At 43.0% G+C, this 12,698-nt stretch carries 7 protein-coding genes; all 7 read left to right on the top strand.

Annotation, left to right across the window (positions count from 1 at the left end):
* Window positions 1-209: 209 nt before the first annotated feature.
* The 7 genes from LDO37_RS21865 (at window position 210) to LDO37_RS21895 (ending at window position 12,580) form a co-directional block, all read left to right on the top strand.
* Window positions 210-530 carry a hypothetical protein gene (locus LDO37_RS21865; RefSeq protein ID WP_126607273.1) on the top strand — a complete coding sequence of 107 codons (321 nt, stop codon included), beginning with the start codon at window positions 210-212 and terminating at the stop codon, window positions 528-530.
* Between the two features lie 938 nt (window positions 531-1,468).
* Complete coding sequence (locus tag LDO37_RS21870) at window positions 1,469-2,659, top strand: MFS transporter (RefSeq protein WP_126607274.1); 1,191 nt, start codon at window positions 1,469-1,471, stop codon at window positions 2,657-2,659.
* 273 nt (window positions 2,660-2,932) lie between these two features.
* Window positions 2,933-4,624, top strand: coding sequence for a caspase family protein (locus LDO37_RS21875; protein WP_185829768.1), 1,692 nt, complete (start codon window positions 2,933-2,935; stop codon window positions 4,622-4,624).
* A gap of 353 nt (window positions 4,625-4,977) precedes the next feature.
* Window positions 4,978-6,147: a glycoside hydrolase family 88 protein gene (locus LDO37_RS21880; RefSeq protein ID WP_126607557.1), complete on the top strand. Its 1,170-nt coding sequence runs from the start codon at window positions 4,978-4,980 to the stop codon at window positions 6,145-6,147.
* Between the two features lie 135 nt (window positions 6,148-6,282).
* Window positions 6,283-8,463, top strand: coding sequence for a 1,3-beta-galactosyl-N-acetylhexosamine phosphorylase (gene gnpA / locus LDO37_RS21885; protein WP_126607558.1), 2,181 nt, complete (start codon window positions 6,283-6,285; stop codon window positions 8,461-8,463).
* 335 nt (window positions 8,464-8,798) lie between these two features.
* Window positions 8,799-11,378, top strand: coding sequence for a polysaccharide lyase family 8 super-sandwich domain-containing protein (locus tag LDO37_RS21890; RefSeq protein ID WP_126607556.1), 2,580 nt, complete (start codon window positions 8,799-8,801; stop codon window positions 11,376-11,378).
* A 47-nt stretch (window positions 11,379-11,425) separates the two neighbouring features.
* The gene (locus LDO37_RS21895) at window positions 11,426-12,580 is read left to right on the top strand and encodes a GGDEF domain-containing protein (RefSeq protein WP_126607555.1); all 1,155 of its coding nucleotides are present in this window, start codon (window positions 11,426-11,428) and stop codon (window positions 12,578-12,580) included.
* The last annotated feature ends 118 nt before the right edge of the window (window positions 12,581-12,698 follow it).

Below are 12,698 nucleotides of genomic sequence, written 5' to 3' on the forward strand. Positions count from 1 at the left end.
TTGTTCAAGTTTCGATGAAATAAGGTGTGCAGTAAGCGTCTAACTAGCTATCAAAACGATATCACTGTGTCGCATTTTGTAAGCTTTTTTATAATCGAATTCTTATCATTATTCCTTTAACTTCCTATTTCAGTTAGAGTTTTATGCCAGTGACTAATGTATTGTCTGCGGCTTAGGTTAAGCGTTAAATATCTATCAAAGGAAGGGTTATGAAAACACTATTAAGCGTATTTTTATTTACCGTCTCATTTCAGACTTTTGCAATCGAAAACTGGACCGGTGAGGTAAAGTGGGTAAATGTCGATGAAAACGGTAGTGCCTATATTTTTATCGATAATCCTAGAAGTGGACCAAAATCAAATTTTACATGTGGTAATCATAATATTGTTTACCTTGGCACAAAAAATCGTCCTGCAAATTCAGCTTTTTTATCTCAAGCCTTAATGGTCTATACGACGGGGAATACGATAAGGTTTGGTATTAGGGGGAATGGTGACTCGTGCGAGGCTACTTATATCTCAGCAAGATAAGACATAACAATCGAACAGAGAAATGCACCTGTTCGCTCTCGGTACAATTATTTTCAAATTTCGTCAATCAAATATGTAATTTAGGTGGTTCAATGTTTAAAAAATTATTGTGTGCTTCTCTGTTTGTTCTGTCAGCCAGTTCATTTGCTCAAGGGTGGACTGAGCCACTAACTGTTGAGTCGGTTTTTACTGAAGGTAAAACAGACCTCATTGTTATTCAGACAAGCGGTGGCTCAGTTTATACGAATTCATGCGTAGCGAACAAATGGATGTTTAAGTCAGATACGGACGCTCGCAGAGGAAGGGCCTATAGTACTGCAATGTCAGCGTTAGTTAGTGGAAATAAAATTAAACTCTGGTTCACAGATTCCTGTGAAAGCTGGTCGTATCATGGTGCAACATCAATTATGCTTATAAAATAAACACAACGTTTAAAGAGACACCCGTATTGCAGAAAAGGCCGAAGAATTAGTTGTTTAGCCTTTTCTTTCTTCTAAAATCTTTTTTGAATCGAGTTCAATAGTCCTTCGAATCCCACATTCCTTTCTCCAAAACCCGATTTGAAAAGCAAACCAAAGCTAGAATAATCTGAACGGATTGCGGTAACACTTGTGTGTCTTTCCAAATAGAGTAGGGCGAGATTGAAAAACTTTCCCCATCCTCGATATTAAACCGTATCTCCCTTGTTCAGATCGCGTTAAAAACAGCAAGGCAGCGGAGTGGCGTAGAAACTGACCAGAATGGTATGAAGATTCTGCTCACTTTGATTGGAGCAAGGTCTTGGTGAATTAGTGCAGGATTATCGTGGTCGAATACCCCAATTTGATCTCAATCTTAAGTGATAATGATAATCCTTACTATTAAGTCTTTTAATCAAAATTTATAACTTGTATATTCAACGGGATGTATTTTGACGTATTGATTCGGAAATCCCTATTATGAGCCCCCTCAAGCAATTATTTATATTAAACGCGGTTTGCATGACTGCAATGATGTCCATCATTCCAGTGATCGGTCCTATCATTCGAGAAGTAGGTTTGCTGGAATGGCATGGTGGACTGGTGGTGGCTATGTCGGGCATCACTTGGCTACTCAGTGCAAAAAAATGGGGTTCCATCAGTGACAAGAAAGGACGAAAGCCTGTGTTGCTGATAGCCACTTTCGGTTACGCCATCTCCTTTATATTGATGACGGTATGGTTAGATTTATCATTACAAGAAACGTTTAACACGTTTGTTATCCTTGTGGGTATGATAATCGCTCGCGCGTTGGTTGGCTTATTTTTAGCGGCTATTACACCTGTTAGTTCGGCGTTCGTTGCGGACATCACCAATGCTGAAGAGCGACAAAGCGCAATGGCAAGCATTGGGGCAGCAAGTGCTATAGGTTTGGTTGCAGGCCCTGCGTTGGGTGGGTGGTTGTCACAGTACTCCCTTACACTGCCTTTGTATGTATTGGCGGCATTGCCAGTTATTGCGTGGGTATTTATTAAGCTTCTACTACCTGAAACGAAAGCACGTGTCGCACCTTCAGAGAGCACCATCAGCTTTTTTGATGCCCGCTTACGTTTCCCTGCGTTAGCCATGTTCTTTTGCATGTTTGCCGTTATTACCGCCCAAATCATCATTGGCTTTTTTGTCTTAGATCGTATCCGCGACACAGCAGAAGAAACGGCGCAACTTTCAGGCATTGTTTTAACCATTACTGGAGTCACACTGGTTATTACCCAAGGCTTTTTAGCCAAAAGTAAGAGTGACTTGCTGCTTAAAAGTTGCATGATCGGTCCCTTAGCTGCGCTCGCTGGTTTGTGCATTTCATCGTTTGCACAATCGGCTGTTGTCCTTATTCTAGGATATGTATTTATGGCGATAGGGATAGGGCTTCTGTTTCCGGCGATACAAGCGATCACTGCAAACTCAGTTGGAGAGGATGAACAAGGTGCAGCGGCGGGAACCATCTCTGCTGTTCAAGGGCTATCTTCCATTGTGGTACCGATTGTTGCCACGGTTCTATACCAAACTAATCAAAGCTTACCATTTTGGTTTGCAGCGTCACTTATGGTGGTGTTGTTTTTACTTGTGCTCTCCAATCAAACCAAATTCAACTCTCAGCAATATCAACCCGAATAGTTGTTTAAACGAACAGCCTCGGTAAGACAAGGCTGAGGAGCAAGACAAGGCTAAAGATAGGATTCTTTAGCCTTTTTTGGTTTTATCAAAACATCATGATAATTGCGCGTTGTTTTTGTTTTGTGAGTTTGGGTTAGTTTTAAAGGGTCGTATTTGTGGTGGATATTTTGATCAAATAAACTTCGCTTATTGCACGAAATTCAAGCAAGGCAATAAAATACAGAACTTTTTTGGAAGTTCTGTCAGGCAATTTGCTGGGACTAAGGAATGGTCATGAAGAAAGCAACAATTATTATTTTTTGTATAACAGCAATAATCGGAATTGTCGTTTCTTTAATAGGGAACATACAAAAGAAAACGTTAAAGGATGCAATAGCGTCAACTTTGAATGTTGAATCCAGCAAGCTAGTTCTAAATCTTCCCCCTAAGAATGTTCGGTATCCTGGGACAATACTTTCACCAAACCGATCATCACTTATGGTTTACACCGCTGGTAATTTAGATGATGAATCTATGCTGAAAGGCGAACGCTTTTCCATAGAAGCGGTTGTGAATGATATGTCTAATGTTCAAGCCTCGGGGCAAAACACGCTAATAAACAGTGCATTTTCTAATGGTGAGCAGTTGGAAGTCATGCTCAACATTAAAGATGCATACATCGCAGAGCTACCCGTTGGTGTATTGAAAGAGCGTATAAATTCAAACGATCTAGTACGAGCTGCAATGAAGAAAGAGATTGATCCAATCATTGTCAGCCGTGCCTATGTAGGAAAGGTTGAGTATGTCATTCGCGCACTGAGTGAGGCGGGTATAGAAGCGCTCGTTGATATGTCGAAAACAGCCTACAACACGCGGAAAACAAGGCTTGGTTCTTTTAAGTTTTCTGACAATATTGAGGGGAGAAAAGAAATCTCTTTTTCAATTGAATCACCGATTATTTTTGCTTACGAAGTAATGGAAGCAAGTCGCGTGGCGACAGATTTATCTGATGAGGGAGAGTTGGCGTTAAATGAATTGAGCGCTAGAAGGCTGAAAGAAATCCGAGAAGAAAATGTGTTGCGAGATCAAACAACGCGTAAAACATTTGGGGCAGTAACCATCGCTAATGCTCACTACGAAAACTATGGCTCTCTAAATGTTCCACAAGCCAAAGAAGCCTCTGGTTTGATGAGCCAATTTTTTGAAAGTTATAACCCCGCTTTTGTTAAACAGTTTAATAGTTCCAAAGAAAAGCCAATTACCGATGACAACCTTCTAGACTGGAGTATTGATCTGACACTCGATCTTCTCGAAAACCCAGTCGACCATTTAGTTGTTTACTACACGGGGCATGGTTTGTCTTTACCAAATGGAGAAATTGTACTTCTTCAAGGTAACGTCAATAAAGACTATGCAGAACGTGCTGCACAGAGCTATAACCCTTCTAGCAGCGAGTCGGGTGATGGGCTTATTCTTGTAGAACAATTATATAATGCAATTGCCATGACGAACGTGCCTTTTACTCTAATTATTGATGCGTGCTACCCAAACGATGAAATGGCTGATGCACTTACTAGAGTTAGTATGCTTCTAGGGGATAAGGAAGGAAATGAACTTTACTACGTGGGTGATAATGCGCTTATCACAGACGAACTTTCAGACATAGGTAAAGTGATGCGGCAAATCGGTAATAGATTTGAGTACCGTCAACAAGATAACGCTGTCATATTCTCTTCAAAACCTGGCGCTAAGTCGGTTTTTAAACCCAATCCTATCGATCCATACGGTTTAGATTTACCACCATTGGCAGCAAGAATATTGAGTTTTCATGATCATATTGATGGTAATGGTAGGAAAACAAATCTAGCGGATGTTATTAGAAAGAGTACTGATTCTGTAAATGGTCTCGGTGAAATCAGCTTAAATGGATCAATTACATGGAGCAATTTGGAGGTTATGAGGGGATCACTAAGAGAGCCTGAGTAACGTCTACTGTCTACTTGAACTGCTGAAAGTCGAATGATCCAAACGCTTTTGAATCATTCGACTTATAACAGCTAGTCGCTTTGACCTTCCTAGTCACACAGCCAATCTATCCCGGTCAGAGTGACCATCATCGTTGCTTTGTCATCACAGTTACTAAACATAATTATCGGTAAAACCTTTAGATTTTCGCTACTCTCGTGTTGAAATTTATTTTTAAATTAAATTTTGAAACGATGTTTTAAAAATGTGAGCGAGCTGCATTTTTCTTTCCCTGATCTCAAGTACTATTCGATTTATCAAAAACACCGCCACTTGATGCTGTGTAAAGTGAAAGATAAGAGAGTAGTAACTTCATGACTGACAACGTTATTTTGCCGGAGCTGCCTGCAACGCTTGATGAGCAGCGCGTGTTGAATCATCTACCTGTTGTGGTAGAAGCCATCAAACGAAACATCCCTAAAATCGGTGAGCGAAACCCTAAAATCGGTACTGAAGAAAACCAATGGCAGTATTGCGATCAATTTGACTGGGTGTCCTCTTTCTGGACGGGTGAACTTTGGCTTTGCTACCAGATGACTGCGCAAGAGCAGTTTAAAAACAGCGCCAAGCTACGTAAGTCTTACTTTGCCGACATGTTACTTGACCCGTTTTGGCTGGATCATGATTTAGGTTTCCAGTACAGCTTAAGTTGCGTAGCGGATTACAATCTAACAGGCGATGAAGAATCCAAAATGATGGCGATTCGCGCCGCGGACCATTTGATTCATCGTTTTAGAAAGATTGGCGGATACATTGTTGCGTGGAATGATACTCATCCGTTAGGACCAGAAATTACCCAAGGTAAGTCAATCATCGATTCATTGCAGAACACGGCATTGTTGTTCTGGGCTTCCAAGGTGACGGGGTCACCGGTGTATGCGCAAGCGGCAAAGCGCCACAGTGAAACCTTGGCTAAATACATTGTCCGTGACGATTACTCTACTTATCACTCTTACAATTTCCACCCTGTGACTCAGGAGCCAATCAAAGGTGAAACCTTCCAAGGTTATGCTGATGAGTCATGTTGGGCTCGTGGTCAGTCTTGGGCGATTCATGGGTTTGCACAAACCTACCTGTACACGGGCGAAACGCACTTCTTAGAATTGGCGAAAAAGCTGGCGAAATACGCAGTAGAGCATATTACGCCAGATGGTGTCCCTGTTTGGGATTACTCTTTACCTGCAAATGAAATTCAATATAAAGACAGTTCTGCAGGTGCCATTACAGCGGCTGGTTTACTGCTGATTGCGCAGTGTATTGAAGATGAGGAAGAAGCCAAACCGTATCGAGATTGGGGAATGTACATGCTCCAAGGTTTGATGGATAGCTGTGATTTAACGGCAGACCATAACTCGCTTGGTTTACTCGCTCACGGCGCTTCATTTGTAAAGGTCGGGTTGTGCGACAACATGCTGCCTTATGGTGACTACTATTACTTAGAAGCCTTGATGCGTGCGAACGGATACCAAAAGTTCTTCTGGTAGCAGTTCTTTTGGTAACAGCTTTTTTGGTAACACAGTCTAAATCGGGCGACATCCGCCCGTTTATTAGCGGTTTTCTATAGGGCTATAACTTAGCCCACATCCAGATTTGATCCGATAGTATTTTTGGAGCCTATGATGACAACACATGCCTCTCGTAAAGGTCATATGACCCTGCCTGTTGAAACAGGTCAGGAAGACGTAGTTTTGGATTTATTTCAGCGCTGGCAGGCCGATACCCTTCGAGATAGCGATGGTACAACGATGCCAGATTCTTTAGCGCAGCAAGACAGCGATATTTATTCCGTGATGTGTTTGGTGCGAGCGGATCAAGAGTTTGCTAACCTGCACCCGGAATACCTCCATCGTAAGTATTTGATGTCGTTCCCTGTTACTGCAATGTCTGAGGATATTGTTATCCAGCCGTTGGATGGGTACAGCAAAGACAAATACGAGCTTGATGACGACAGCGATCCCAAAACATGGTGGGAAGTACGAAATCGCACAACGAACGAAGTCGTCAGTCCTGAACTTTGGGCATTTGACACGGCGAAACAGCAAGTCGTTGTCAGTAACGCTACCCTCTACCATGAATATGCCGTTACCTTTATGGCTCGCCAAGTTTGGGACAGCGTTTCCATGTATAACGCACTGACCAACGACTGGAAGGGTCCAAGAATTAAAAGCCTTGACCCGTATCACCCAGAATGTCGAGCACACTTGATCAAGCATTTTGCCCATTGGCTTGAGACACATCCGAACACCTCTGTGGTGCGCTTCACGACGTTTGCTTTCTTGTTTGTTATCGATACCGGCGAAAAAAATCAGGATATTTATCGAGACTGGACGGGTTATGGAGAAACCGTTAGCCCTAGAGCTTTACAGGACTTTGAAGAACGTTTTGGCTACGCATTAACACCGGAAGATTTTGTAGATGCTGGCTACTACAACGGGACGTATAAAGTGCCTTCAAAGCGTTACCAAGACTGGATGACTTTCGTGCAGGATTTTGTTGTGGATTTTGCTGGTGAACTGGTGGAAATGGCGCATAAGGCTGGTAAAAAAACAGCCATGTTCCAGGGGGATCACTGGATAGGCACAGAGCCATTCCTAGCGAGTTATCAGAAAATTGGCTTGGATATTAATATCGGTGCGGTTGAAGATGGTGTCGCCTTGCGCAGGTTAACCGATTCATCAGGAGACCAAGTTCGCGAAGCTCGTTTTTACCCATATTTCTTCCCCGATGTGTTCCGTGAAGGAAATGATCCGGTTATTGAGTCGATGTCTAACTGGACGAAGATTCGTCGAGCCATGCTGCAAAAACCGCTAGACAGAATTGGCTATGGTGGATACTTGTCGCTTGCGAATAAATTCCCGCACTTTATCGATCATGTAACAGAGGTTTCGGCGCAATTTGGGGAATACCTAGAACACACACAACGAACCGAATCACAAAAAATTCCGGGCAAAATTGCCGTACTCAGCGCATGGGGTAAAACGCGCAGTTGGCTGCAAAACCAAGCGAGAGACCAGCGTTTCTATGTCCCGCCTCGTCCAGATGTGATGGAGTTTGTTGGCAATAATTTGCTTGAGTGTTTGTCAGGTCTGCCATTTGAAGTGGAATTCATCAGTTTTGATGATATAGCAGACAAAGGCATCTCTAGTGACATCAAAGTCATCATCAACACAGGTGATGCGAACTCAGCATGGAGTGGGGGAGAACACTGGGACAAACCAGAAGTGCTGGTGGCATTGCGTAAATTTGTCGCGCAAGGTGGCGGGCTATTGGGCGTATGCGATCCTTCTGCGTATCAAAAAAACGGGCGATACTTCCAGCTGGGTGATGTATTTGGGTTGGAAAAGGAAACGGCACTTACAATGGGACGTGTCGCCATGCCTGTTCAGGTAAACCGAGATCACTACTTGTTCAAACAGCTAAACGGCAGTATGGACTTTGGTAACCCAAGCTACGTGTACCCTCAAGCAGATGATATTGATGTAATTGCTGCGCAAGGGCAGCATTTGGCGTTAACGGCACGCGAGTATGGGCAAGGGCGCGCGGTGTATCTTGGTAATCTACCTTTTTCGATGGATAACGCTCGATTACTTCAGCATGTTCTGGTCTGGTTAGGACAGAATGAAAATGGTGAGCATGCGTGGTTGTCTTCGCATCCAGATGTTGACTGTGCTTATTTCCCTGAAACTGGTAAAGCGGCCGCCGTTAACTTCAGTGATGAACCCCAGTCCTTAGAAGTGCTGGATCATTTAGGCAACCTTAGGTTAATTCAACTTAAACCTTATGAGTGGCGTTGGTTTTGATAATTAATTAACCATCAACGATCGTCTTTTCAAGCAAGCTCATTCCTGAGCTTGCTTACATTTTCCGCCTAAAAATTGCTCATTATTCTGTCTCATAGGCGAGATGAGTTACATCACAAAACGCAACTCAATCAAGATCAAAATTCCATTTTTTATATTTTGAAATGGCGTTTCTTTATTGTGTTTGATAGTGTCTCGATTGAACTCAAGCCAGCAGTATTGGCATGAGATAACAATATATAACTTCATAAAATTAAATCGAAACAAGTTGGCTTCTTAGGCTGTTTTCTTTTGGGAATTCAGCACCAATGTACCCTACAAATCAGGAAGCACTAATGATAAATACACTCGCCTCCAAGTACATAAAACACATTTGTATCGTGCCTGTTTTACTGGCTAGTCAGCTGGCATTTGCGAATGATATTTCCACCTTAAAGCAGCGTGTCGCCCCCGATTATGCCGATCAGGAATCTGCATCTGCAATAAGTAAAGGTGAAACTCTATCGGGTTTGGTTCAACAATACATCTCAACCCAAAACAGCGATGGTAGCTGGCCCGATATCGATTACAGCATAATGGCTACGGAAGAAAAACCGATTCGCCAGCATTTAGATCGACTAAAAGCACTAGCAGCAGCGCACTATTTGAATGTCAATCCACAAGCATATCAAGCCGTCATTAATGGTTTAAACCATTGGTATGCCATTAACCCAGTCAATGACAATTGGTGGTGGAACGATATTGGTAAGCAACTCCGCTTGGGACCAGTTGCCATGATGCTTGGCGAGCAACTGCCTACCAATCTGGCGACTAAAATCGCACAGGACATGCCGTCTAGCCCTAGCAAAACAGGTGCTAACCGAACCGACCTTTCCAAAGGCGTGATTTGGGGAGGATTGCTAAATGGCGACTCCGCCCAAGTAGGAAGAGGGTTAGATGGTATTGAAGAAACCATTGTGGTTACCAGTGAAGAGGGCATTCAAGCCGATTTCTCTTTCCAGCAGCATGGTCCACAGCTGTACACTCGTGGTTACGGAGAAGTGTTCTTTGGTACGGCGTCTTTCTGGGCATACCAAGTTCGCGATCTCTCTTGGAAATTCTCAGCTCAAAGCCATGAACTATTGGCCAACTATTTTCTAGAAGGTGTGCGTTGGTCTAACAGTAAAGGCACGCTCGATTACAATGCAATGGGACGTGGAATTGCGCGAGAAGTGACGCCGAATATGTCCAAGTTGATTAAACAAACCGACTATATTGCCGCGCTAGATCCACAGCGTGCCAGTGAAGCAAATGCGTTTAAACAGCACATTCAAGGTGGAAGTTCAGGGTTAAACGGTTTCAAATCATTCTGGCGTTCAGACTACTCGACGAAAGTGGGCCCTGAGCATTTCATTGGTATTAAGATGAACTCCGCCCGAATAGAGCCAACCGAAGCGGGCAATGGTGAAAACTTGCTGGGCTATTGGCTCGGTTTTGGTAGCACATTCATTATGCAAACAGGCGATGAGTACCACAATATTTTCCCTGTTTGGGACTGGGCGCTTGTACCCGGTGTAACATCACCAAATATCGCGCCTAAACCAAAAGATTGGGGACAAATCGAACAACGAACTACGTTTGTTGGCGGTGTTTCTAATGGGAAATATGGTGTCTCTGTAATGGATATGAATATCCAGAACACCCAAGCCAAAAAAGCGTGGTTTAGCTTTAACGATGAGCTAGTTGCGCTTGGTGCAGGTATCTCTTCGACTCACGAAAAATACGTGAGCACCACAGTCAATCAGACACGATTAAGAGGACCCGTTACCGTAGATGGTCAAACCTACACAAAAGGCAGTCGTAAGCTGGTAGAGTCGGGCTGGGTACACCATGACAATGTAGGCTATATCTTCCCAGATCGTTGGTACGGTCACATGGACAATGAGACCAAGACGGGTAACTGGCGAACCATAAATACGGGAGGAGAAGACAAAGTCGTGACTGATGATGTGTTCATGTTGCGCATTGGACACAGTTGGCAGCCTACCAATGCGACCTATCAATACATTGTCGCTCCGAATAAGACTGTGTCTCAGACCGAGCAATACGCGTCAGCCATTCCGGTTGCTGTATTGAGTAATACTTCCTCGATCCAAGCGGTTCGTCATAACGGGTTAAACGTAACTGGAATTGTTTTCCACAATGCAGGTTCGTTGGAACTGACGAATGGCTCGACAGTAACGGTGACAAAACCAAGTGTTGTGCTGGTTGATCAATCGGGTCCTGTTGAGAAAATCACGCTATCTACACCGGGAGCCAGTACCGGAGTAGGTATTACTTTCAATAATGGGACATCTTCTAAATCGACCACCGTGTACACGTTTGGAAATGCAAATCAGCTTGGACAGAGTGTAAATGTGGATTTTAATGCCCCTGTCATTGTTCAACCAGCTACGGTCAATGTAAGCGCAGACGCGTTTGTTCGAGACGGAATGTACGCTAGTAACAGCTATGGTGTAAACAGTTACCTCACCGTTAAAAAGGATGGATTGAATTACAGCCGTAAAGCTGTCTTTAAGTTTGATTTGTCGACACAAGACATTTCACCTTCGTCCAAAGCGACATTGCGACTTCACGTGAAAAATGTGAACACAGACGCTAACCGCACCCTTACGGTATCTCGCTTAGCAAACAGTCAATGGCAAGAAAGCAACGTAACGTGGTCTAATTTACCTTCAGAAGCAAAAATTGGTTCACAAATTCAACTGCAACCCGCAGACAAAAACTCGTGGATTGAAGTGGATGTGTCTGATTTACTCCAAGGCACGTCGCTGAGCTTGTCGGTTGAAAACAAAGGTAACGCCAGTGATAAATCGGATGTCGCTTTTTCTAGCCGAGAAAGTGGGCTAGGGGCGCAGCTTGTTATCACACCGTAAGTGGCGGCTACTATCCACTGCCTAGAGTAGGCAATAACACTGCTAGAATGAATGCAACGGCTCCTGAAATGGAGCCGTTTTCTGTGCTATCAGCATTCTTTGACTACAATGTTTACATCTTCAACGTTTTTGTAGCTGCTATGGATAGACGAATTCAACAATCACTTTACGAACAATTTCAGGTAACTGAACTGGAAGTAAATTTGCGTAAGAGATTGTTTGAGTTATCTGATCTCGAATTGGAAAAGCTTCATGCCTATCGCAGAAAAATAGAGCCTCATGTCCACGACTTAATTGGTGAGTTTTACGATCTCTTGGTTCGAGATGAATATGTCCCCCGTTTAATTGGCGACAGTGAAACTTTTAACCGACTTAAAACTGGGTTACATCGATACATCCTCGACCTGTTTTCGGGTTTTTATGATTCTGAATACGTTAACAACCGGCTTCGAATTGGTCTCGTCCACAAGCGTATTGGGGTAGAACCCAAATATTTTCTATCGGCAGAACGTTTTCTGATTCGATGCATATCCAACAAGTTAGAAACAATCATAGAAAACGCAAACGAAAGACAATCAACGATTAACTGCGTCAGTAAACTCATTGCATTCGATACGTCATGGATTCTAGATACTTACATAGGTGGGTTAATGGATGAAATGCAAGATATTAAGGCAAAAACCGATACTTATGTAAAAACTCTAGAATTGAAAGTAGAGAATTTAACGGCACTCGCGAACAGAGACCCATTAACTGAACTTTATAACTCTCGAGCATTCCGCGATTCATTAAGAAAAGCACTGTTACTGTCGAAGCAAAATCGTACGTCGGTTTCTGTTGTGTACTTAGATGTTGATGATTTCAAAGGAATTAATGACGATCATGGACACCAAGAAGGGGATAGAGTGTTAAAGCACATTGGCTTCTTACTGTCAGAACTTCCGTCTGATTATGACATTGCTTGTCGCCAAGGAGGAGATGAATTTTGTTTAGCAATGATCAATTGCCGAGCTTCTAAAGCAGTGAAGTTTGTCGAAAGCTTGATCGAACAGTTTAAAAAGGAATTCCCCAAATACTCTCTAAGTATCGGTATCGCCCAACATGGCGAAGATGGAGATACTGACGTTGATGCGTTAATTCATAATGCAGATAAAAAAATGTATATAGCTAAAAAAGCGGCAGGCTTTAAGGTTTGTGCGTAAAACGCGCTTTTACATTCGTGCACTGTTTTGAAAACTGAATTACCCAATTTATTCCAACTAAAAAGCCCTTTAGCATAAATCTAAAGGGCTTTTGATTATTTCAGACCATAAACAAGTA

The sequence above is a fragment of the Vibrio penaeicida genome, from assembly GCF_019977755.1.
In the GTDB taxonomy this organism is placed as follows: Bacteria; Pseudomonadota; Gammaproteobacteria; order Enterobacterales; family Vibrionaceae; genus Vibrio; species Vibrio penaeicida.

Excerpts from the sequence above, each read along its gene's own strand:
- LDO37_RS21875 (WP_185829768.1), top strand. The coding sequence starts at position 2,933 with ATGAAGAAAGCAACAATTATTATTTTTTGTATAACAGCAATAATCGGA.
- LDO37_RS21870 (WP_126607274.1), top strand. The coding sequence starts at position 1,469 with ATGAGCCCCCTCAAGCAATTATTTATATTAAACGCGGTTTGCATGACT.
- gnpA (WP_126607558.1), top strand. The coding sequence starts at position 6,283 with ATGACAACACATGCCTCTCGTAAAGGTCATATGACCCTGCCTGTTGAA.
- LDO37_RS21895 (WP_126607555.1), top strand. The coding sequence starts at position 11,426 with ATGAATGCAACGGCTCCTGAAATGGAGCCGTTTTCTGTGCTATCAGCA.
- LDO37_RS21880 (WP_126607557.1), top strand. The coding sequence starts at position 4,978 with ATGACTGACAACGTTATTTTGCCGGAGCTGCCTGCAACGCTTGATGAG.
- LDO37_RS21890 (WP_126607556.1), top strand. The coding sequence starts at position 8,799 with ATGATAAATACACTCGCCTCCAAGTACATAAAACACATTTGTATCGTG.
- LDO37_RS21865 (WP_126607273.1), top strand. The coding sequence starts at position 210 with ATGAAAACACTATTAAGCGTATTTTTATTTACCGTCTCATTTCAGACT.